Here is a 21,207-nt window from a genome sequence, read left to right as displayed (position 1 = left end):
CCTCAGCGCGACCGCAGCCGGTTCATGAACGAGTCGTGGGAGAGTTCGGCGACCTGCCACCACAGCAGGTTCTCGCCGCGGAAGGCGACCATCGAGTCGTAGCCCTTCTTGAACAGCTCGCTCTTGGCGGAGGTCTCGGCGTAGTACTCGTCCGCCGCCTTGAGGGCCGCTTCCATGATCGGCATCGGAAAGGCCTTGAGCTGCGCGCCCTGCTGGACCAACCGGCGCAGGCCGCCCGGGTTGACCGCATCGTATTTGGCCAGCATCCAGTTATTGGCAGCCTCGCAGGCGTGGTGGACGATGGCCTGGTAGTGCTTCGGCAGCTTGTTCCAGGCCTCCTGACCGATGACCAGATGCAGCATGGCGCCGCCCTCCCACCAGCCGGGATAGTAGTAGTATTTGGCGACGCGCACGAAGCCGAGCTTCTCGTCGTCATAGGGGCCGACGAATTCTGCAGCGTCGATCGTGCCGCGCTCCAGCGCCGGGTAGACGTCGCCGCCGGCGATCTGCGTCGGCACCACGCCGAGCTTGGCCAGCACGGATCCGCCCATGCCGCCGATGCGGAACTTCAGGCCCTTGAGGTCGTCGAGCGAGGTCAGTTCCTTGCGGAAGAAGCCGCCCATCTGGCAGCCGGAATTGCCGCAGGGGATCGAATAGGCATTGAACTTGGCCAGCGCCGAATTGATGATCTCCTCGCCGCCGCCGAAGAGCCACCAGGAATGCTGCTGACGCGCATTGAGCCCGAACGGGATGCCGGTGCCGAGCCCGAGCGCCGGCTCCTTGCCGATGTAGAAATAGGTCGGCGTATGCGCGCATTCGACCGTGCCGGAGGTGACCGCGTCGAGGGCCTGCAGGCCCGGCACGATCTCGCCGGCCGAGAAGGTCTGGACCTGGAATTTGCCGTCGGTGGCGGCCGACATGTATTTCGCGAACTGCTGGGCCGTGCCGTAGATCGTGTCGAGCGCCTTCGGGAAGCTCGAGGTCAGGCGCCACTTCACCTCCGGCTGCGACTGCGCGATCGCTGGCATCGCGACCGGCGTGGCAGCCGCTGCCAGCGCTCCGGTTTTCAAAAAGTCGCGACGTTTCATAAGCTGTTCTCCCAGAGGTTTGTTGCGCGCAATCTCGCGTGTTCGTCACGGATTGGAAAGAGATGAAACTCGCTTCCCTCATGCACGGTCGTGATGGCCGCCTTGTCGTGGTTTCGAAGGACCTGACGCGCGCCACGGACGCCTTTCCCGTGGTCGCGACCATGCAGGCCGCGCTCGACGAGTGGGGGCGCCATGCGCCGCGCCTGGCCGATCTAGCAGAAGGGTTGGAGCATGGCTCCGTCCCATCCTTCCGTTTCCACGAGCATGATTGCGCAGCCCCCTTGCCGCGCGCCTATCAGTGGCTCGACGGCTCGGCCTATGTGAACCATGTCGCGCTCGTCAGGAAGGCGAGGGGCGCCGAGATGCCGGAGAGCTTCTGGAGCGACCCGCTGATGTACCAGGGCGGATCCGACGCCGTGCTGGGTCCGCGCCAGCCGATCCGGACCCGCAGCGAGGAGGACGGCATCGATTTCGAGGCCGAGATCGCCGTCGTCACCGGCGACGTGCCGATGGGGGTCTCTGCCGAGGCGGCGCATGGCCATGTCCGCCTCGTGATGCTCGTCAATGACGTCAGTCTGCGAAATCTGATTCCGAGCGAACTGGCGAAGGGCTTTGGCTTCCTCCAGTCGAAGCCGCCGACGGCCTTCTCGCCGGTGGCCGCGACGCCGGATGAACTGGGCGAGGCATGGCAGGGCGGAAAGCTGCACCTGCCGCTGCTCTCGCTGCTCAACGGCCAGCCCTTCGGGCAGCCGAATGCCGGCGTCGACATGACCTTCGATTTCGGCACGCTGATCGCCCATGCCGCGCGAACGCGCCCGCTCTCGGCCGGCACGATCATCGGCTCCGGCACGGTCTCGAACCGCGATGACGAAGGCGGTCCGGGGCGCCCTGTCGCGCAGGGTGGCGTCGGCTATGCCTGTATCGCCGAGCAGCGCATGGTCGAGATCATCAAGTCCGGCACGGCCGCAACGCCCTTCCTGCGCTTCGGCGATACGGTTCGTATCGAGATGAAGGACGGGGATGGCTATTCCGTTTTTGGTGCGATCGAACAGGACGTGCTGCCCCATGTCGACTGACAAGCCCGCCTTCGCCTCCAGTGCCGATCTCGGCGAGAAGACGATTTCCTTCGATGAGATCGGCCGGGGCATCTATGCCTACACCGCCGAGGGCGACCCCAATACCGGGGTCGTCGTCGGTGACGAGAGCGTGCTCGTCTTCGATGCGCAGGCGACGCCGAAGATGGCGGAAACCGTGATCGAGCGCGTCCGCAGGATCACCGACAAGCCGATCAGCCATGTCGTGCTCTCGCATTACCACGCGGTCCGCGTGCTGGGGGCGCCAGCCTATGGCGCCCGCGAGATCGTCGCGTCCGACGTCGCCCGCGCGATGATCGTGGAGCGCGGCGAACAGGACAAGGCGAGCGAGATCGGCCGGTTTCCCCGGCTCTTCCAGGGTGCGGATTCGATCCGACCCGGCCTGACCTGGCCGACCACGACCTTTTCCGACACGGCCTCGATCTGGCTGGGCAAGCGCGAGGTCCGGCTGATGAAGCTTGGGCGCGGCCATACCGCTGGCGATATCGTCGCCTGGATTCCCGATGCCCAGGTCTCCTTCGCGGGCGATCTGGTCGAGTACGGCGCGACGCCCTATTGCGGCGATGCCCATTTCGAGGACTGGCCGACGACGCTCGACCATTTGTCGGCCTTGGGATCGGTCGCGATGGTGCCTGGCCGCGGCGCGGCGCTGACCGACGCTGCGATGGTTGCCGATGGCATCAGCGGCACGCGCGCCTTTCTCAGCGACCTCTACGACGCCGTGAAGCAGAACGCCGGCGCGGGGCGCTCGCTCCGCGAAACGTTCGAGCGTGTCCATGCCGTTCTGAAGCCAGGCTATGGCGACTGGGTGATCTTCGAGCATTGCCTGCCCTTCAATGTTTCGCGCGCCTATGACGAGGCCAATGGGCTCGACCACCCACGCATCTGGACCGACGAGCGCGATCGCCAGATGTGGATCGATCTGCGAGGGTAGGGTGGTGTCGCTCGTCGCATATCTGCGCAAGGCGGCCCGCAACAATGGCTGGGCCAATGACCGGCTGTTGCGCGCCTGCGCCGAGCTGGACGACGAGGCGTTCAGGGCCACGCGAACGAGCTTCTTTCCCTCGCTGCACGAGACCTTGAACCACAATCTCTCGGTCGATCAGTACTATCTCGATGCCCTGGAGCAAGGCGGGCGCGGGCTGGCTGTCTTCGATACCTTCCGGCCGCTCGACGCGGCTGCGCTCCTCATCGTCCAGGGCGAGACCGATCGCCGCCTGATCGCCTTCTGCGATGCGTTGAGCGAGGCATCGCTGGCACGGCAGGTCGAGACCGATCGCGGCGATGACGGCAAGGTACCCGAGCGGATCGACGACCTGCTCGCGCATCTCTTCCAGCACCAGATCCATCATCGCGGCCAGGCCCACGCCATGCTCGCCGGCACGAAGGTCGCGCCGCCGCAGCTCGATGAATATTTCCTCGCTTTCGAGGCCGGGCGGCGTGCTTCCGACCTGAGGGCGCTCGGGATCGAGGGGCCGGAGGCGATCGGATGACGACGGATGTGCGCCGTTTCGCCTATTGCCGCAGCCCCGATCAGGATTCACGCGAGCCGGCCCGTCATCCCGTCGTCATCATTGGCGCCGGCCCGGTCGGGCTGACGCTCGCGCTCGATCTGGCGCGCCGTGCCGTCCCCGTCGTGTTGATCGATGATTCCGATCGCATCGGCGAGGGCTCACGCGCCATCTGCTTCGCCAAGCGTACGCTCGAAATCTTCGACAGGCTGGGACTCGCCGAAGGCATGGTCGCGAAAGGCGTCACCTGGCAGCGGGGCAGGGTCTTTCGCGGGCAGGAGCAACTCTATGAGTTCGATCTCCTGCCCGAGGCTGGCCACAAGCAGCCGGCCTTCATCAACCTGCAGCAATATTACGTCGAAGCGGCATTGGCCGACGCTGCCGCGGCCGAGGCACTGATCGACCTGCGCTGGTCGAACCGGCTGACCGGCATCCAGCCGCGCGACAGCGGCGCAGTCCTCACCATCGCGACGCCGGATGGGCCCTATCAGCTCGCGGCCGACTGGGTGGTCGCCTGCGACGGCGCGCGTTCGCCGACGCGCGCTCTGCTTGGCCTGGAGTTCCGCGGCGAAGCCTTCGAGGACAAGTTCCTCATCGCCGACGTGAAGATGCAGGCGGAGTTCCCGACCGAGCGCTGGTTCTGGTTCGCGCCGCCCTTCCATTCCGGCCAGTCGGCACTGCTGCACAAGCAGCCGGACGATGTCTGGCGCATCGATCTGCAACTCGATCGCGACGCCGATCCCGAGCACGAACGACGCCCCGAGATCGTGCGGCCGCGCATTCGGCAGATGCTCGGTCATGACGATTTCGCGCTGGAATGGGTCTCGGTCTACCGCTTCCAGTGCCGCAGGCTCGCGCGCTTCGTCCACGGCCGGGTTGTCTTCGCCGGCGACGCGGCGCATCAGGTCTCGCCTTTCGGCGCGCGCGGCGCCAATTCCGGCATCCAGGATGCCGACAATCTCGGCTGGAAACTGGCATTGGTGGTGAAGGGGCAAAGCCCCCTCTCGCTGATCGACAGCTATGACAGGGAGCGTGTCGAAGCCGCGGAAGAGAATATCCTGCATTCGACCCGCGCGACCGACTTCATCGCGCCGCGCTCGCCAGGCGAGCGGGTCTTGCGCGATGCGGCGCTTGCCCTGGCAGGCAAGGCCGGCTTCGCCCGGCGCTTCGTCAATTCAGGGCGCCTCTCGCAACCGACGACCTATCTGGCGTCGCCGCTTTCGACTCCTGGCCCGGATTGGCAGGGCGGTGTCGCGGCAGGCGCCTCCTTCCTCGACGCTGCGCTGCCGCCCGTGGCCGGAGGGCGGCGGTGGCTGAGCGAGACGCTGGCGCAGGGCAGGCCGGTCATCATTGCCTGCGGCGTGGCGGCCGAGGGCATGGCCGCGGCCGCCGCCTTGTGGATCGACGTTCCCGCTGCAAGTCCGGGAGACGAACCCCTGGCGCAGCGTTACGGATTGACGCTGGGCGATGCCGTCGTGCTGCGCCCTGACGGCCATGTCGCGGCCCGGTTTCGCCAGGCGACGCCCGCGCAACTGGCGGCTGCGATCGAGAGGCTGGAAGGGCGCGCGGCGGCATGAGCAGCGAACTCGTCACGGAACCGAATTTTTCCGATCCCGACGCGGCTTTCCGGATGATCGCGGAGGCGCATCGCGATCTCACCGAGGCCGAAAGCGTGGCGCTCAATGCAAGGCTCGTCCTGATCTTCGCCAATCATATCGGCGACGTGGAGATCCTGCGTCAGGCCTTGGCGCTGGCGCGCGAGGCGCGGTAACGTCGCATTTCCTCTGCCGGAGCCTTGGCCGCGATGATCGATCCCGTTCCGCTCTATTCCAGCGCCATCCCGCTCTCGTTTTTCCTGTGGGGGCCGGCCCTGGTGATGCTGATGTTCTGGCTCACCGGGCTCTGGGCGAGCCGCCAGGGCGTGGCGCGCATGCTCGAGAGCGACTGGAATGGCTTCAACGCCGCCGATGTCGAAAAGCTCTTCGCGGCTTATGGCGAGGACCGCCGCAACCGCTACCGTCACCGGGTCCTGCCGGCCGATGTCGCCTTCGCCCTGACCTATGGGATTGTCGGCGCGATCATCGTCGCAGGTGTCGCGATGCGCGGCTTTCCCTGGTGGGTGGCGGCATTATGCGGCGGCGGCTGGCTCTTCGGCGGGCTCTGCGATGTCGTCGAGAACTTTGCCGTTGCCCGGCTGCTCGACAAATACCCCAGGGTCGAGGCTGGCGATGTCACCCTGGCGAGCGGCTTCACGCGATTGAAGCTCGTGCTGTTCACGCTCGGCGTGCTCGGCGCGCTCGTCGCAGCCTATCTGGTGCTCAAGCCACTGGCCGTGTGACCGCCGGTGTCGTGCCTGCGCCATGGGCGGCAAGCCAGTCGGCGCGGCTGAGACGGAAGAACGCGCAAAGGAAGTGCGGATCGCCCATCAGCCATGAGCGCCGGTCGCCCTCGCGCCGGAAACGGGGCTTCTCCGCAAGGCCATGCTCATGAAGGCGGTGCCGACTGGTGCGATGTGTCGCATCACCTCCGGGTCGGAATTCATCGTGGTGACATGGTCGAGATCCTCCATGGTTCTCGGCCTGAGGATGAGGCGTTCGGTCTCGAGGATCGGCTGCATCGTCGCCGGCATCTTGTTAGTCTGCATCGGACGGCTCTGGCATTGCCTCGCTTCAGAACCCATATCCGGCGCCGGCTACGCGGAACAGTCAGGAGATCGAGAATGCGCGCCTGTGGTACCACCTCTTCACGCGCCCTGGCCCTGGCTCTGTTTGCGCTGGGGCTCGGTCTGACCGCTCCCGCGCAGGCCCAGGAGGACCTGATCTTCAGGAAATCGACCGTCTGGAAGATGCTGACGCCGAACGACAAGCTCGCCGTCTATGGCGTCGACGATCCGATCGTCGAGGGCGTGGCCTGCCACTACACCATTCCCGAGAAGGGCGGCGTCACCGGCATGTTCGGTGTCGCGGAGGAGGTCTCTGAGATCTCGCTCGCCTGCCGTCAGGTCGGTCCGATCAAGTTCAAGGAGAAATTCGAGCAGGGCGATGTCGTCTTCCGCGAGCGCCGCTCGATGGTCTGGAAGAAGATGCAGATCGTGCGCGGCTGCGACATCAAGCGCAACGTGCTCGTCTATCTCGTCTATTCCGACAAGCTGATCGACGGGTCGCCGCAGAATTCGACATCCACTGTCCCGATCATGCCGTGGGGCGGGGTGGGCGAGGCGCCGAAATGTTCGGATTGGGTGAGGTGAGGCTCAGCCGCCGCAGGTGATCGACAGCGGCTGCTCGGCCGGTTCGGTGATGACTGGCTTCGAGACCGAGCCGGTAAAGTCTTCGCGCGAGGCGATGCCGAAGGCGGTCGCCTTGGCAAAGCCCTGGGCCTCGCACCAGGCATCGGCGACGATCTTGCCGCATTCCGAGGTCTTCGAGGACAGGCAGTCGGCGACGCCATAACCGTCGCTCGCCGGAATCAGGAAAATGCGCTGGTCGTTGGACGCCGCCACCGTCTTCGTGCTCGGCAACACTGCGAGCGAGAGGCCGGCTCCGACGATTCCGAACAGGCCGATCAGGGCGATGGCGCGGCGCATTCTCGATCTTTCCCCGTGACCGGACAGGCCAAAGAACCTTCGAAACATGAGGATGGTTCCAGTCCGTTAAATTTGAGTGAATTCGGCACCGGTTATATTGCGGCGCAACAAACTCGGGCGCCCTCTTGACGCAAAGCCCGCGCACAGGCAATCAGTTTTTCATGACGCAGGCCGCCATCCGCATTTGCATTATTTGCCGCTAGCTTTCGCTGGCCGGCTGCTCACGTCATCGTCCTGAAACGACCCGACAGAAAGCGCCCCCGGCCAGCGGCCCGGACCACGCTTCTCGTCGCCTATTCGCCAGGATCGTTTCGATGACGCCGACCTTAAGGCTCTACAACACGCTGACGCGGACGAAAGAGACGTTCGCGCCGATCGATCCCGGCAATGTCCGCATGTATGTCTGCGGTCCGACGGTCTATGACTACGCCCATATCGGCAACGCCCGCCCGGTCATCGTCTTCGACGTGCTCTACCGGTTGCTCCGGCATTTCTATGGCCCCGAGCATGTGACCTATGCCCGCAACCTCACGGATGTCGACGACAAGATCAATGCGCGCGCCGCCCGCGATTTCCCGGGCCTGCCGCTGAACGAGGCGATCGCCAGGGTCACGCAGACGACGACGGCGCAGTTCCACAGCGATGTCGATGCGCTGGGCAACCTGCGCCCCGACGCCGAGCCGCGCGCCACCGACCATATCGAGGAGATGAAGGCGATCATCGAGCGCCTCATCGCCCGTGGCATTGCCTATGTCGCCGAGGAGCATGTCCTGTTTCATGTGCCGGCAGTGGCGAGCCTGGGGAAGGCGCCGAAATACGGCTCGCTCGCCCGTCGTTCGCTCGACGAGATGATGGCCGGCGCCCGGGTCGATGTCGCGCCCTACAAGCGCGATGCCATGGATTTCGTGCTGTGGAAGCCGAGCCGCGAGGGTTTTGATCCCGGCTGGCCGTCGCCGGCCGGCATTGCCACGCCCGGCCGCCCCGGCTGGCATATCGAGTGCTCGGCCATGTCGATGGCCAAGCTGCTCGCGCCCTTCGGCGGCGGACTGGAATGCGACGACCCGGCCAAAAATGTCTTCGACATCCATGGCGGCGGCATCGATCTCGTCTTCCCGCATCACGAGAACGAGATCGCCCAGAGCTGCTGCGCCTTCGGCGGTGCCGATGGCGCCGGCCGCATGGCGAATATCTGGATGCATAACGGCTTCCTGCAGGTCGAAGGCGAGAAGATGTCGAAGTCGCTCGGCAACTTCGTCACCATCAACGAACTGCTCGAGACGGATGTCTTCGGCGGCCGGACATGGCCCGGCGAAGTGCTGCGCCTTGCGATGCTGAAGACGCATTACCGCCAGCCGATCGACTGGACGGTGAAGTCGCTGGAGGAGGCGGAGAAGACACTCGATCGTTGGTATGGATGGCTCTTGGGCGTCGAGATCGACCCCTTGGCACCTCCGATCCGTGATGTGGTCGATCCACTTTCCGACGATCTCAATACGCCTGCCGCGATCGCTGCATTGCATTCGCTCTTCAGTTCGGACCAAGCCGGATTGATGATGGCAGGCGATGTGCTGGGGTGGGACATTACCGACCCGGCGTCAGCTTCGACGGTAGTCGCGGCCGCTCGGATACTGGGGTTGTTGTCGCAAAGTCCTGAGGAGTGGGCTGCTGCAAAGCAATCGGGAGTTGGCGTCGATGCAGGTACGATTGAGACGTTGCTCGCCGCCCGCCTCGAAGCCCGCCGCGCCAAGGATTTCAAGGAGTCGGATCGTATCCGCGACGAGCTCGCCGCCATGGGCATCCAGCTCAAGGACGGCAAGGATCCTGCAACTGGCGAGCCGACCACGACCTGGGAGGTGAAGCGATGAACCGCGCCCGAGCCCCCTCTCCCCCTGCGGGAGAGGGTTGGGGTGAGGGGTCGCGCGACGCTTGGCCCTCGTCTCATTCTGCGCCAACCGGAGAGGGTGGCGCGACCCCTCATCCGGCCGCTGCGCGGCCACCTTCTCCCGCAGGGGGAGAAGGGGAGGATGTGCCGTCGCTGCGTGCCAAGCTCGGCCAGCGTGACGTGGGACGTGAAACGATGAACCGCGACCAAGCCCCCTCTCCCCCTGCGGGAGAGGGTTGGGGTGAGGGGTCGCGCGATGCTTGCCGGCCCTCGTCTCATTCTGCGCTAGCCGGAGAGGGTGGCGCGACCCCTCATCCGGCCGCTGTGCGGCCACCTTCTCCCGCAAGGGGAGAAGGGGAGGATCCGCCGTCGCTGCGTGCCAAGCTCGGCCAGCGCGCGCTCGATGCGCAAGGAGCCGACGGAGGCCGAGCCCACGACAGCATGGGAGGTGAAGCGATGAACCGCGACCTAACCCCCTCTCCCCCTGCGGGAGAGGGCTGGGGTGAGGGGGCGCGCGACGCTTGCCGGCCCTCGTCTCATTCTGCGCCAACCGGCGAGGGTGGCGCGACCCCTCATCCGGCCGCTGTGCGGCCACCTTCTCCCGCAAGGGGAGAAGGGGAGGTTGCGTCGCCTCTTCGTGCCAAGCTCGGGCAACGCGCGCGGTCGATGCGCAAGGAGCCGACGGAGGCCGAGCCCACGACAACATGGGACGTGAAACGATGAACCGCGACCAAGCCCCCTCTCCCCCTGCGGGAGAGGGTTGGGGTGAGGGGTCGCGCGACGCTTGCCGGCCCTCGTCTCATTCTGCGCCAACCGGCGAGGGTGGCGCGACCCCTCATCCGGCCGCTGCGCGACCACCTTCTCCCGCAAGGGGAGAAGGTGAGGTTGCGTCGCCTCTTCGTGCCAGGCTCGGCCAGCGCGCGCGTTCGATGCGCAGGGAGCCGACGGAGGCCGAGCGCAAACTTTGGCACCTCCTGCGCGATCGGCGCTTCAGTGGTTTCAAGTTCCGTGGGCAGGTCCAGATCGGTTCCTATATCGTCGATTTCGTGTGTCCGTCGAAGCGACTGATCGTCGAAGCCGATGGCGGCCAGCATGCAGAAAGCACCTATGACCAGGTACGGGATGCCTGGCTGAAAGCGCAGGGCTTTCGCATTCGCCGCTTCTGGAACGCCGATATTCTTCGTCATGGCGACGCGGTCCGGGACACGCTTTGGCACGATCTCGATGGAGCGACGGTCCATGAGACGGATATGACATGGGAAGTGAAACGATGAACCGGGATGCCCCGAAGATCCGGCGCGCCGGTGCGCTCTCGGTCGCCATGAAACTGGTCATGCTCGCCATGGTGATGCCGCGGGTGCTGCGCTATCGGATGAGGGCCAGGCGATGAGTGCCCGGGTCCATCTCTTCGACACGACGCTGCGCGACGGCGCCCAGACCACCGGTGTCGACTTCTCGCTCGATGACAAGCGTGCGGTCGCGGCCATGCTGGACAAGCTCGGCATCGACTATGTCGAGGGCGGCTATCCCGGAGCGAACCCGCTCGATACCGCCTTCTTCGCGGAGAAGCCGACCTCGAAGGCCAAGTTCGCGGCTTTCGGCATGACCAAGCGGGCAGGGCGCTCGGCCGCCAACGATCCCGGCATCGCGGCCCTGCTCGAGGCCAAGGCCGACGTCATCGTCTTCGTCGCCAAGAGCTGGGACTACCATGTCCATGTCGCGCTCGAGATCTCGCTCGAGGACAATCTCGAGGGGATCACCGACAGCGTGAAGGCTGCGAAGGCAGCCGGGCGCGAGGTGATGCTCGACTGCGAGCACTTCTTCGACGGCTACAAGGCCAATCGCGACTACGCGCTGGCCTGCGCGCGGGCGGCCTATGAAGCGGGCGCGCGCTGGGTCGTGCTCTGCGACACCAATGGCGGCACCTTGCCGGACGAGGTCGGCGCGATCGTTGCCGAGGTCGCCAGGGTCGTGCCGGGCGATCATCTCGGCATCCATGCCCATGACGATTGCGGCTGCGCGGTCGCCAATTCGCTGGCGGCGGTCGAGGCCGGAGCCCGTCAGATCCAGGGCACGCTGAACGGGCTCGGCGAGCGCTGCGGCAACGCCAATCTGGTGACGTTGATCGGCGCGCTGAAACTGAAGGACAGGTATCGCGAGCGCTTCAGCATCAATGTCGACGAGCAGCAGCTCGGCGAGCTGACCCATGTTTCGCGCACGCTCGACGAGATGCTGAATCGCGCCCCGAACCGGCACGCGCCCTTTGTCGGTTCCTCCGCCTTCGCGACCAAGGCCGGCATCCATGCCTCAGCGGTGCTGAAGGACCCGCGCACCTATGAGCATGTCGCACCGGAAGCGACCGGCAATATCCGGAAGGTCCTGATTTCGGACCAGGGCGGCAAGTCCAACCTCGTCGCCGAGCTGGAGCGCATCGGCGTCACGCTCGGGCGGGACGATCCGCGGCTCGGGCGCCTGCTCGACGAGCTCAAGGACAAGGAGGCGCAAGGCTACGCCTTCGAGGGGGCCGACGCCTCCTTCTTCCTGCTCGCCAAGCGGATCCTGCGCGAGGTGCCGGACTATTTCACGGTCGAGCGCTTCAAGGTGAATGTGGAGCGCCGCTACAATGCCAATGGCGAGCTCGTCACCTTCTCCGAGGCGATCGTGAAGGTGCAGGTCGGCGACGAGCTGCTGATCTCGGCTGCCGAGGGCGCTGCCGGCCCGGTCAATGCGCTCGACGTCGCCTTGCGCAAGGATCTCGGCCGCTACCAATCCCTGATCGGGGGGCTGCGGCTCGTCGATTACAAGGTCCGCATCTTCCAGGGCGGCACCGACGCGGTGACGCGCGTCCTGATCGAATCCGCCGACGAGACCGGTGAACGCTGGACCACGGTCGGTGTCAGCGCCAACATCATCGACGCCTCGTTCCAGGCGCTGGTCGATTCGATCACCTACAAGCTGATGCGGGCCGGCGCGACGGCGTAAGCGAAGGGGACGTTCCACCCCAACTCATTCCCGGGCGAAGCGCGGCGCTGGCCCGGGAATCAAGTGACGGATGGGGCGTGCTGGAGTGCCGCCGTTGGATGGGATGGCCGGGTCAGGCCCGGCCATGATGTGGTTCGCGCCTCAATCCGTCAGGCGGATCGTCTTCTCCTTGCAGAAATCGACGCCGTCATTGTCGCTTTCGACCTCGTCGGAGAAGCGACCGAGCACGAAATAGCTGCAGCCTGCCGGCTTGGTGAGCTTCAGCACGGCGCTCTTTCCGGGAGCCAGCGGCTTGGCGAGCTTGGCGACGAGGCGGGGCTGTTCACCCGAGGTGGTGATTTCGAGCGTGTTCAACGGCACGCTGCGGGCATTGGTTACCTTGATCTGTGCCGGCGGGCGCGCTGATTGCGCCAGGGCAGGAAGCGTCGCGAGGCAGAGCGAGACGCTGGCGCCGATCAGGCCGACAAAGATAACCCGTTGATCTCTCATGGCTGTTTCTTTCCCCGATCCGAGCGTTGACCGCTCCGACGCCATCTCACACCGGTCTTTCGACGAGAACAAGGCCAAGCCGGCGCGCGTGCTCCGCAATCCCCGGCTTGCAGCAAGGCCCATGCATTCGCCTGCGATCGCGGATATATGGGCGGTTCAACTTGGAACTGTTTGAAACATGTCCCCGCCTGCCGCGCCGTCTCCGGCGTCGAACTTCGCCCGCTCGGCTGTCCTGCAACCCGGCTCCGGCTTCGTCGCGACCTTCCGCGCGCTCTGGCCCTATCTCTGGCCGCCGGATCGCGCCGATCTGCGCAAGCGCGTCGTCGCGGCCTTTATCCTGCTGGTCGTTGGCCGCATCGTGCTGATGGGCGTGCCCTTTACCTTCAAATGGGCGACGGACGCGCTGGCGAACACGCCGACGAGCCTCGAACGCTGGTTGCCCTGGCTGGTCGGCGCACCGCTCACGCTGACGCTGATCTACGGCCTGGCGCGCGTCGGCTCCTCGGCCTTCATCCAGATGCGCGATGCGTTGTTCGCGCCGGTCTTCATGCATGCGGTGCGCACGCTGGCGCTGCAGACCTTCGGCCATTTGCACTATCTCTCGCTGCGCTTCCATCTCGAGCGCAAGACCGGCGGCCTGACCCGCGTGCTGGAGCGTGGCCGCAACGGCATCGAGGAAATGGTCCGCCTCGGCCTGAACCAGCTCGTGCCGGTCGTGGTCGAAGTCGCACTGATCACGGCCGTACTGCTGACGATGTTCGACTGGCTCTATGTCGTCGTGCTGGTGGTGATGGTGACGACCTACATGGCCTACACCATCAAGGCGACCGAATGGCGCATCGCCATTCGCGGCGCCATGAACGAGTCCGATACCGACGCCAATTCGAAGGCGATCGACTCGCTGCTCAACTACGAGACGGTCAAGTATTTCGGGGCGGAGGCTCGCGAGACAGCCCGTTACGACCGCTCTATGGCGCGCTACGAGCGCAACTCGATCAAGGCCTATACCTCGCTCGCCTGGCTCAATTTCGGACAGGCGGCGATCTTCGCGACGGGCCTGACCATCTCGATGGTGATGGCGGTGCGCGGCTTCCAGGCCGGCACGCACACCGTCGGCGATTTCGTGCTGATCAACGCCATGCTGATCCAGCTCTATCAGCCGTTGAACTTCATGGGCACGGTCTATCGCGAGATCAAGCAGGCGACCCTGGACATCGGCGAGATGTTCGCCCTGATCGGCCGCGATCCCGAGATCCAGGACCCTCCGGGCGCCCCGCCGCTTCGCGTCGATGCGGGCGAGGTCCGCTTCGAGGACGTTCATTTCGCCTATATCCCCGAGCGGCCGATCCTGAAGGGCATTTCCTTCACGGTGCCGCCGGGCCGGACGATCGCCATCGTCGGCCCGTCCGGCGCGGGCAAGTCGACGATTTCGCGCCTGCTCTTCCGCTTCTACGAACCGGGCAAGGGCAGGATCCTGATCGACGGGCAGGATATCGCCGCGATCCAGCAGGTCAGCCTGCGCTCCGCGATCGGCATGGTTCCGCAGGACACCGTGCTGTTCAACGACACGATCGAGTACAATATCCGCTATGGCCGGCCGGATGCGACCGAGGCCGAGGTCGAGGAGGCAGCGCGGCTCGCCCAGATCGACCGCTTCATCCGTTCGCTGCCGGAGGGCTATGAGACCTCCGTCGGCGAGCGTGGCCTGAAGCTCTCCGGCGGCGAGAAACAGCGCGTCGCCATCGCCCGCACCATCCTGAAGGGGCCGCCGATCCTGGTGCTGGACGAGGCGACCTCGGCGCTCGATTCCTTCACCGAGAAGGAGATCCAGGACGCCCTCGACCGGGTCAGCGAGGGCCGCACGACACTGGTCATCGCCCACCGGCTCTCGACCGTCGTCAATGCCGACGAGATCATCGTGCTGGACAAGGGCCTGATCGTCGAACGCGGCCATCACCGCGAGTTGCTGGCGGCGGACGGCGTCTATGCGGCGCTCTGGAACCGCCAGCGCCAGGTCGACGAGGCCAAGGCGACGCTGAAGCGCGCGACCGAGGAAGAAGAACAGAGCGTGAGGGTGTCCCTGACATAGTCATTGGGCGACGAAATTCTCTCGCCAAACGCGGCCTGCTTCCTGCATGCTATACTCCGCCGGGTTCACTCGAAGCCGGCGGAGCATTGCGGGGGCTGCTCATGTTCGATCCGACGACTTTCACCGGCTTTCACACCTGGCTCAGCCTGATCGCCATCGTGGCCGGTTTTCCCGTCGCCGCGGCCTTGCTGAGAGGGCACACGCGGCCACGCTGGACCGGGATTTTCCTCTCCACCGCCTTCGCGACCAGCGCGACGGGTTTTGGCTTTCCGTTCAACGGCATCCTGCCGTCGCATATCGTCGGCGCGATCTCGCTCGTTCTCGTCGGGCTTGCCGGATACGCCCTCTACGCCCGCAGGCTCGATGGCGGCTGGCGGCGGATCTATGCGATCACCGCCATGCTCGCCTTCTATCTGCTGATCTTCGTCTCGGTCGCACAGGCCTTCATGAAGGTGCCGTTTCTCCGGGCGCTGGCGCCGACCCAGTCCGAGCCGCCCTTCGCGATTGCCGAAGGGCTCGTGCTGCTGATCTTCGTGGTGCTGACCTATCTCGCCGCGCGCCGCTTCGTCCGCAGTCCGACGGCGCTTGCTTGAGGTGTCGGGCCGCGCCCGGCCGGCTGACGCCTGCTCTCAGCTCAGCTCCAGCTGGTAGCGCAGCTTCAGCCGCTCGCCACGGGCATAGCTTTCATAGCTTTCCGGGATCGTGACCTGTTCCACGAGCACGCAGCCGAGCTTTTCCAGCGTGCGGCGGGAGGCGAGGTTGTCCGGCGTGGTCGTCAGCCAGAGCTCGGTGAGGCCGCACGCCTCGGCCAGGGGAAGCAGCGCCTTCACGGCCTTGCCGGCCAGGCCGCGCCCGCGAAAGGCGGGCTCGATGGAAAAGCCGATCTGCCCTGCGAGATGGGTCAGGAGATAGGTCCTGCCTGGCCGCAGGCTGATCGTGCCGGCGGGCTCGTCGCCGACCAGGATGTCGAAGCGATAGGCCGCGACGCGCCACGGCGAGGTTTCGGGCGCGTAGCTCCGGCTCAGCCGCAGGCTGACATCGTCACATCCAAGCCCGGCCAGAAGAGCCGTGTCGATATCGCCAGCCTCGTCCATGCCCTGCACTCTCCGCCGATACCATGTGATGCACTTCTAGATCATCGGACCGGATATCGTATGCGGCCCGATGATCTGGCCATCTGTGTTTGCATCGGCTTTCCCGAAAACCGCAATCCACTTTTCGGACCGATGCTTTAGCGGTCTTGCTGCCCTGTCTGGAAGGTGTGACGTCCAGGGGCGGTGTCTCCCCCGGTCGCGAGGGGCGCGGCATGCAGCCTCTTCCCCCGGAGCGCCGAACCCCGTAAATCACGCGGCAATGCTTGCCGCCCCATTCGGGCCGCAGGGGAGCGTCACTCTGCCGACGCGCTGACAAGACCCAACAGGATTGCCCATGTCGCTCGTCGATTCCGTCCGCAAAGTGATCGTCCCCATCCACAAGGAGGGCTACGTCTTCATCGCGATCGCGCTGGTGGCGACGATCGTGCTCGCTAATCTCTGGTCGCCCTTCGGCTGGCTCGGCGCGATCATCACGATCTGGGTCTGCTACTTCTTCCGCGATCCCATCCGGATCACGCCGCAACGCGAAGGGCTGGTGATCTCGCCGGCCGATGGCCGCGTCAGCCAGGTCGCATCCGCGCTGCCGCCGCCGGAGCTGAACCTGCCGGCCGAGCCGATGACCCGCATCTCGATCTTCATGAACGTCTTCGACTGCCATGTGAACCGCGCACCGGTCTCGGGCCGCATCACGAAGATGGCCTATACGCCCGGCCTCTTCCTCAATGCCGAGCTCGACAAGGCGAGCGAGGACAATGAGCGCAACGCGCTGGCAATCGAGACCCCCGCCGGCACGGTCGGCATCGTCCAGATTGCGGGCCTGATCGCGCGGCGCATCGTGCCCTTCGTCAAGGAGGGCGACGCGATTGCGGCCGGCGAGCGTTTCGGCCTGATTCGCTTCGGCTCGCGCGTCGACGTCTATCTGCCGACGAGCGTGATCCCGCTGGTTGGCGAAGGCCAGACCGCCATCGCCGGCGAGACCGTGCTGGCCGATGTCTCGGCCAGCGAAGCGCGGCGCAGCTTCCGCGGGATCTGAGGCGACCGGGATCTGAGCGCTTTTAGGCATCCCGGAGCGCCGCTCGACGGCACCCGGGATGATCGGCGACTGCTCCTAGCCTCCGCGCCTAAAACCGCGTATTCCGGCTGGCATGAGCGACCTCTTTCCTCCCTTCGAGCCCGAGCAGGCTGAATCGAAGCGCACGCGCTTCAAGGCGATCCCGTTTCGGCTGATCGCACCCAATGTCATCACATTGCTGGCGCTCTGCCTCGGCCTCACCGCGATGCGGCTCGTGGTCGAGGGCAAGCTCGAATCGGCGACGATCTTCATCCTGATCGCCGCCGCGCTGGACGGCGTCGATGGCCGCCTGGCGCGCATGCTGAAGGGCACGTCGCGCTTCGGCGCCGAGCTCGATTCACTCTCGGATTTCGTCAATTTCGGCGTCGCCACGGGCTATGTGCTCTGGATTTTCGTCCTGCACGATCTGCGCTCCTTCGGCTGGATCATCGTGCTGACTCTGGCCTGCGCCATGGCGCTCCGGCTCGCACGCTTCAATGTGATGATCGACGATCCCAATCGTCCCGACTGGCAGAAGAACTTCTTCGTCGGCATGCCGGCGCCCGCAGGCGCGATCACCGCGATGCTGCCGCTCTATCTGCACTTCATCGGCGTGCCCGTGCAGGAGTATGGCGCCCTGCTGGTCGGAATCTATATCCTGTTCATCGCCTTCCTGACGATCTCGCGCATCCCCTGCTACGCTGGCAAGACGCTCGGCACGCGCGTGCCGCGTGAAAAGGTCCTGCCGCTCTTCGTCGCGGTGGTGGTGGTGGCGGGGCTTCTCTTTGCCTACCCGTTCGAGATGCTGACGCTGATCGTGCTGGCCTATCTCGCGCTGATCCCGATCAGCGTTGCGCGCTATCGCAAGCTCGAGCGCGACTACAATGCCGGCCTGGCGGGGGCACCGTCCGAGGTCGGCAAGGTGTCCATGTCGGATACCGACTAAAGCATCGGCCCGAAAAGTGGATTGCGGTTTTCGGGAAAGCCGATGCGGACACAGACGCTAAACATCGGACCCGATACGATGGCCGGTCCGACGACCTAGCGCCGGCGGCTGCCCAGCCGCGCCGCATTGGCGCGGGTCCGCTTCGAGAACGGCTCGAGCGTGTTGCTGGTCGCCCTGGCGACCGCCTCGCTCATGTCGAGCTGGCTGAACGGGCTGAAGGCCAGATCCCACCAGAACAGGCTGACGGCCTGGGTGGCGGCAAGGCCGCTTTCCATGACCGCGGAAACCTTCTCGGTCAGGGCCTTTGTCGCCTCGCGCTGGCCGCGCCGGTCGCCGAGCGCGCCCTTGAGCAGGATCGGCATCCGCATCGCGATGGTCAGCCCGGCCTCGGCCTGCATGGTCATGACCTTGCTCACGAGCGCCTGCGCTTCCACTCCCGTTCCCAGAGCGGAACGCGGACGTCGGGTCGATGTCGTCATTTCGGTGAAGGGCTCCGGAACACGGGACAGGTCGGAAGGGACTCCGGCCTCGCGCAGAGGCCGCGTCTGCGGGCCGCAGGCTTTAATGTGTCAAGTCAAAGGCTGAAGCGCAAGGGATGGCGCTGCGCAATTTATGCGCAGCGGGCATAACGCGCTGGGTATTGCACTTTGGACTTGCGTTCGACGCGTGGCGCCTCAGGGAGATTTCGCAACCGGCGAAAATGATCTAGAGGCTTGGGCGGAGGGCGTCCGCCATGGGCGCCTGAGAGCCCTCAGAGACCAACGCCCTTGAGTTTCTTCTCCACTCCGAAGCAGCCCGGCTGGCGGCCGATGCTGGTCCTGGCCTCGGCCTCTCCGCGCCGGCTGGCCTTGCTGGAGCAGGCCGGGCTGAAGCCCGACGCCATGCTGCCGTCCGATCTGGACGAGACGCCGCTGAAAGGCGAGCGCCCGCGTGATCTGTCGCGCCGCCTCGCGCGGGAGAAGGCGGAGGCCGCGCGGGAAGGCGCGAAGAGCCGCCCCGATCTCGAAGGCTGCTACATCATCGCGGCCGATACCGTGGTCGCCGTCGGCCGTCGTGTCCTGCCCAAGGCGGAGATCGTCGATGAGGCGGCTGCCTGCCTGCGGATGCTCTCCGGGCGCGCCCATCGCGTCTATACCAGCGTTGCCCTGGTCACGCCGGGCGGCGCGATCCGTGACCGCATCGTCGAGACGCGCGTGCGGTTCAAGCGGCTCTCGACCGAAGATCTGGAGATGTACCTCGCCTCAGGCGAATGGCGCGGCAAGGCCGGCGCCTATGCCGTCCAGGGCATCGCCGGCTCCTTCGTGGTCAAGCTCGTCGGCTCCTATACCGGCGTCGTCGGCCTGCCGCTTTACGAGACGGTGAACCTGCTCGGCGGCGAAGGTTTCCCGATCCGCTTCGGCTGGATGAATGTCGGCTGAGCGTCAGCGCATCTTGCCCTGACTGCCCGTATTCCCGATCTTGTCGCCGCTGCCGCATCGGCAGGGCAAGGCGCGCAACCAGGGATGGGGCCGATGACGGAACGCTTGAGGGGCAAGGTCGCAATCGTCGCGGGCGCAGGCTCGATCGGGCCCGGTTGGGGCAATGGCAAGGCGACCGCGACGATCTTTGCGCGCGAGGGCGCCAGGGTGGTCTGCGCCGATCTCAACCGCGATGCCGCCGAGGAGACGGCGGCGATCATCCAGAACGAGGGCGGCCAGGCCTTCGCGGTGCAGGCGGACGTGACCAGGGCCGATTCGATCGCCGATCTCGTCGGCCAGGCGCTCGGCCGCTATGGCCGCATCGACATCCTCGACAACAATGTCGGCATCGCCGAGGTCGGCAGCGTCGTCGATCTGCCCGAGGAGACCTGGGACCGCGTCTTCAAGGTCAATGTCACCAGCGCCTTCCTGGCGATGAAGCATGTCATCCCGGTAATGCAGCGCCAGTTCGAGGAGACGGGCGAGGGCGGTTCGATCATCAACATTTCCTCGATCGCCTCGATTCGCCACACCGGCGTGCCCTATGCCAGCTATTCCGCCACAAAGGCGGCGCTGAATCACCTGACCCGCACGACGGCCGTGCAATACGCGGCGCAGAAGATTCGCGTGAACGCGATCCTGCCCGGCCTGATGAAGACGCCGATGGTCGAGCATTCCGCGGGCCTGGCGCAGGCCTATGGCGAGGGCGATATCGCCGCGATGTGGAAGGCGCGCGATGCGCAGGTGCCGATGGGCCATATGGGCGAGGCCTGGGACGTGGCCTATGCCGCGCTCTTCCTTGCCAGTGACGAAGCGCGCTATGTCACCGGCATCGAACTCGTGGTCGATGGAGGCATCACGCTCAAATATGGCTGAGAATCAGGACACGTCACCGCCGCCGGCACCAAGACCCTGCCCGATCTGCGGCAAGCCGGCGGTGCATCGCTTCAGGCCCTTCTGCTCGTCCCGCTGCGGCGATATCGATCTCGGCCGCTGGCTGAAGGGCAGCTATGTCATTCCCGGCGAGCCCGTCGAGGAGGCTGAAACCGGGTTACCCACACGCGAAGACGAGACTTGACCGGAAGCCGGCTGAAGCGACTGGACAGCCCGCCAATCAGCCTCTATATCGCCCCCACCAACACGAAGCGCCTGGCGCTTCGCCGGATGCCCAGATAGCTCAGTTGGTAGAGCATGCGACTGAAAATCGCAGTGTCGCTGGTTCGATTCCAGCTCTGGGCACCATTTCCCCTCCAAGGGCAAAGAAAACCCGCTAAATCAAGAGCTTGCAGGCACCCGAGTGATACAATCGGGTGCTACCGCTGGTTCTTTCGATGGCGCGCCCGCACAAGCTACTGCCGGGTCTTTGTTAGGGCTTTCCCCATCTCAGCAATAGACGCCGCCTCCGCGAGGATGCTGGAAAGTCGTTTCGCGTCTTCAGGGTACAGCCGAACCGTAAAGCTCTTCGCCTCCCCGGCCTGAGAGGTCAACTCCATCTCAAGGGCAACCCCGACACCCGCGAGGCCAGCTCTCAGCCCGCTAAGAACTCCGTCGAAAGGCAAGTCCGTCGAATGCGGCATGACACCCTCGCGAATCACTGGCCCGATGGGAATGACAGCGCGGGATGTCTCAAGATGCAACGAGGGCGGCCCGGCAGCCTCCTTTGCCGATACCTGGGCTGTTTCCTTCCGCGCCTTCAAAATCCGGAGGACGCTCGCCTTCCCGATCCCGAAACGCCGCGCGATCTCTGACAGGCTCACGTCCTGAGCCGCCAGTGATTTCATTGCGTTTTTCGCGCTTAACACCCGGTCCGGCTCTGGGCGCCACTCCCCTCGACGCGATCAGGACCAACTCGCCACAGAGTTGAGCCGTTCGGTATCGGACAACTGTCGCCACATTGGTCTGTGAACCTGTCATCGCTTTGAGACGGAGGAGGCGATGCGG

The 21,207-nt window shown here is 65.4% G+C and carries 24 protein-coding genes and 1 tRNA gene; 18 read left to right on the top strand and 7 right to left on the bottom strand.

What is annotated here, in order from left to right:
* Positions 1-2: 2 nt before the first annotated feature.
* Positions 3-1,088 (bottom strand): TRAP transporter substrate-binding protein, encoded by a 1,086-nt coding sequence (locus FG93_RS26615; RefSeq protein ID WP_043240780.1) that lies wholly within the window; start codon positions 1,086-1,088, stop codon positions 3-5.
* Positions 1,089-1,150: 62 nt separating this feature from the next.
* Between FG93_RS26615 and FG93_RS26610 the strand changes: the two genes are divergently transcribed.
* The 6 genes from FG93_RS26610 to FG93_RS26585 are packed head-to-tail and all read left to right on the top strand — an operon-like array spanning position 1,151 to position 6,031.
* Complete coding sequence (locus FG93_RS26610; protein WP_043241461.1) at positions 1,151-2,164, top strand: fumarylacetoacetate hydrolase family protein; 1,014 nt, start codon at positions 1,151-1,153, stop codon at positions 2,162-2,164.
* On the top strand, positions 2,154-3,116 hold the full coding sequence (locus FG93_RS26605; protein ID WP_043240775.1) for an MBL fold metallo-hydrolase: 963 nt from the start codon (positions 2,154-2,156) through the stop codon (positions 3,114-3,116). Before FG93_RS26610 ends, FG93_RS26605 begins: the two co-directional genes overlap by 11 nt.
* A 4-nt stretch (positions 3,117-3,120) precedes the next feature.
* Positions 3,121-3,675 carry a DinB family protein gene (locus FG93_RS26600; RefSeq protein WP_043241458.1) on the top strand — a complete coding sequence of 185 codons (555 nt, stop codon included), beginning with the start codon at positions 3,121-3,123 and terminating at the stop codon, positions 3,673-3,675.
* Positions 3,672-5,270 (top strand): FAD-dependent oxidoreductase, encoded by a 1,599-nt coding sequence (locus FG93_RS26595; RefSeq protein WP_043240773.1) that lies wholly within the window; start codon positions 3,672-3,674, stop codon positions 5,268-5,270. Before FG93_RS26600 ends, FG93_RS26595 begins: the two co-directional genes overlap by 4 nt.
* A complete protein-coding gene (locus FG93_RS26590; RefSeq protein ID WP_043240770.1) occupies positions 5,267-5,464 on the top strand; it encodes a DUF2783 domain-containing protein in 198 nt (65 codons plus the stop codon). The genes FG93_RS26595 and FG93_RS26590 overlap by 4 nt, the downstream gene beginning before the upstream one ends.
* 33 nt (positions 5,465-5,497) lie before the next feature.
* Positions 5,498-6,031: a hypothetical protein gene (locus FG93_RS26585; protein WP_043240767.1), complete on the top strand. Its 534-nt coding sequence runs from the start codon at positions 5,498-5,500 to the stop codon at positions 6,029-6,031.
* A gap of 87 nt (positions 6,032-6,118) precedes the next feature.
* Here FG93_RS26585 and FG93_RS26580 read toward each other — a convergent pair whose 3' ends face one another.
* Positions 6,119-6,337 (bottom strand): GNAT family N-acetyltransferase, encoded by a 219-nt coding sequence (locus FG93_RS26580; protein ID WP_043240766.1) that lies wholly within the window; start codon positions 6,335-6,337, stop codon positions 6,119-6,121.
* A 75-nt stretch (positions 6,338-6,412) separates the two neighbouring features.
* Here FG93_RS26580 and FG93_RS26575 point away from each other — a divergent pair, with 75 nt between their 5' ends.
* Complete coding sequence (locus FG93_RS26575) at positions 6,413-6,940, top strand: CreA family protein (protein WP_043240763.1); 528 nt, start codon at positions 6,413-6,415, stop codon at positions 6,938-6,940.
* A 3-nt stretch (positions 6,941-6,943) separates the two neighbouring features.
* Here the strand turns inward: FG93_RS26575 and FG93_RS26570 are convergent, their stop codons facing one another.
* The gene (locus FG93_RS26570; RefSeq protein ID WP_043240758.1) at positions 6,944-7,276 is read right to left on the bottom strand and encodes a hypothetical protein; all 333 of its coding nucleotides are present in this window, start codon (positions 7,274-7,276) and stop codon (positions 6,944-6,946) included.
* A gap of 314 nt (positions 7,277-7,590) precedes the next feature.
* Between FG93_RS26570 and cysS the strand changes: the two genes are divergently transcribed.
* From cysS to cimA, 3 genes are all read left to right on the top strand, one after another.
* Positions 7,591-9,141, top strand: a complete 1,551-nt coding sequence (gene cysS, locus FG93_RS26565; protein WP_043240755.1) for a cysteine--tRNA ligase — start codon at positions 7,591-7,593, stop codon at positions 9,139-9,141.
* Positions 9,142-9,862: 721 nt separating this feature from the next.
* Positions 9,863-10,432: a DUF559 domain-containing protein gene (locus FG93_RS33975; RefSeq protein WP_348270497.1), complete on the top strand. Its 570-nt coding sequence runs from the start codon at positions 9,863-9,865 to the stop codon at positions 10,430-10,432.
* Between the two features lie 112 nt (positions 10,433-10,544).
* Positions 10,545-12,140, top strand: coding sequence for a citramalate synthase (cimA, locus tag FG93_RS26555; protein ID WP_043240751.1), 1,596 nt, complete (start codon positions 10,545-10,547; stop codon positions 12,138-12,140).
* Between the two features lie 141 nt (positions 12,141-12,281).
* Here cimA and FG93_RS26550 read toward each other — a convergent pair whose 3' ends face one another.
* Positions 12,282-12,629, bottom strand: a complete 348-nt coding sequence (locus FG93_RS26550) for a hypothetical protein (RefSeq protein WP_043240748.1) — start codon at positions 12,627-12,629, stop codon at positions 12,282-12,284.
* 178 nt (positions 12,630-12,807) lie between these two features.
* Here FG93_RS26550 and FG93_RS26545 point away from each other — a divergent pair, with 178 nt between their 5' ends.
* Both FG93_RS26545 and FG93_RS26540 read left to right on the top strand, forming a co-directional pair.
* Entirely contained in the window at positions 12,808-14,718 is a 1,911-nt protein-coding gene (locus tag FG93_RS26545; RefSeq protein ID WP_052514243.1) for an ABC transporter ATP-binding protein/permease, read from the top strand.
* A 101-nt stretch (positions 14,719-14,819) separates the two neighbouring features.
* A complete protein-coding gene (locus tag FG93_RS26540) occupies positions 14,820-15,311 on the top strand; it encodes a hypothetical protein (RefSeq protein WP_043240746.1) in 492 nt (163 codons plus the stop codon).
* A gap of 36 nt (positions 15,312-15,347) precedes the next feature.
* Here the strand turns inward: FG93_RS26540 and FG93_RS26535 are convergent, their stop codons facing one another.
* Positions 15,348-15,812, bottom strand: a complete 465-nt coding sequence (locus FG93_RS26535) for a GNAT family N-acetyltransferase (protein ID WP_052514241.1) — start codon at positions 15,810-15,812, stop codon at positions 15,348-15,350.
* Positions 15,813-16,146: 334 nt separating this feature from the next.
* On the opposite strand from FG93_RS26535, the gene FG93_RS26530 reads away from it, so the two are divergent.
* Both FG93_RS26530 and FG93_RS26525 read left to right on the top strand, forming a co-directional pair.
* Positions 16,147-16,845, top strand: coding sequence for a phosphatidylserine decarboxylase (locus tag FG93_RS26530; RefSeq protein ID WP_043240744.1), 699 nt, complete (start codon positions 16,147-16,149; stop codon positions 16,843-16,845).
* Between the two features lie 112 nt (positions 16,846-16,957).
* Entirely contained in the window at positions 16,958-17,809 is an 852-nt protein-coding gene (locus FG93_RS26525) for a phosphatidylcholine/phosphatidylserine synthase (protein WP_052514240.1), read from the top strand.
* Between the two features lie 95 nt (positions 17,810-17,904).
* Here the strand turns inward: FG93_RS26525 and FG93_RS26520 are convergent, their stop codons facing one another.
* A complete protein-coding gene (locus tag FG93_RS26520) occupies positions 17,905-18,225 on the bottom strand; it encodes a hypothetical protein (RefSeq protein ID WP_152579648.1) in 321 nt (106 codons plus the stop codon).
* A gap of 393 nt (positions 18,226-18,618) precedes the next feature.
* Here FG93_RS26520 and FG93_RS26515 point away from each other — a divergent pair, with 393 nt between their 5' ends.
* The 4 genes from FG93_RS26515 (at position 18,619) to FG93_RS26500 (ending at position 20,508) form a co-directional block, all read left to right on the top strand.
* Positions 18,619-19,227 carry a Maf-like protein gene (locus FG93_RS26515; protein ID WP_043241446.1) on the top strand — a complete coding sequence of 203 codons (609 nt, stop codon included), beginning with the start codon at positions 18,619-18,621 and terminating at the stop codon, positions 19,225-19,227.
* 93 nt (positions 19,228-19,320) lie between these two features.
* Entirely contained in the window at positions 19,321-20,142 is an 822-nt protein-coding gene (locus FG93_RS26510; protein ID WP_043241443.1) for an SDR family NAD(P)-dependent oxidoreductase, read from the top strand.
* Positions 20,135-20,344, top strand: a complete 210-nt coding sequence (gene yacG / locus FG93_RS26505; protein WP_043240739.1) for a DNA gyrase inhibitor YacG — start codon at positions 20,135-20,137, stop codon at positions 20,342-20,344. The genes FG93_RS26510 and yacG overlap by 8 nt, the downstream gene beginning before the upstream one ends.
* An 88-nt stretch (positions 20,345-20,432) precedes the next feature.
* Positions 20,433-20,508 (top strand) — tRNA-Phe (locus FG93_RS26500).
* 107 nt (positions 20,509-20,615) lie between these two features.
* Here the strand turns inward: FG93_RS26500 and FG93_RS26495 are convergent.
* A complete protein-coding gene (locus FG93_RS26495) occupies positions 20,616-21,047 on the bottom strand; it encodes a hypothetical protein (RefSeq protein WP_152579647.1) in 432 nt (143 codons plus the stop codon).
* Positions 21,048-21,207 lie beyond the last annotated feature (160 nt).

The organism is Allobosea sp. LC85, assembly GCF_000735605.1.
Taxonomy (GTDB): Bacteria; Pseudomonadota; Alphaproteobacteria; order Rhizobiales; family Beijerinckiaceae; genus Allobosea.
The sequence above is the reverse complement of the archived record's forward strand: the minus strand, read 5'-3'. Positions and strand labels throughout refer to the sequence as shown.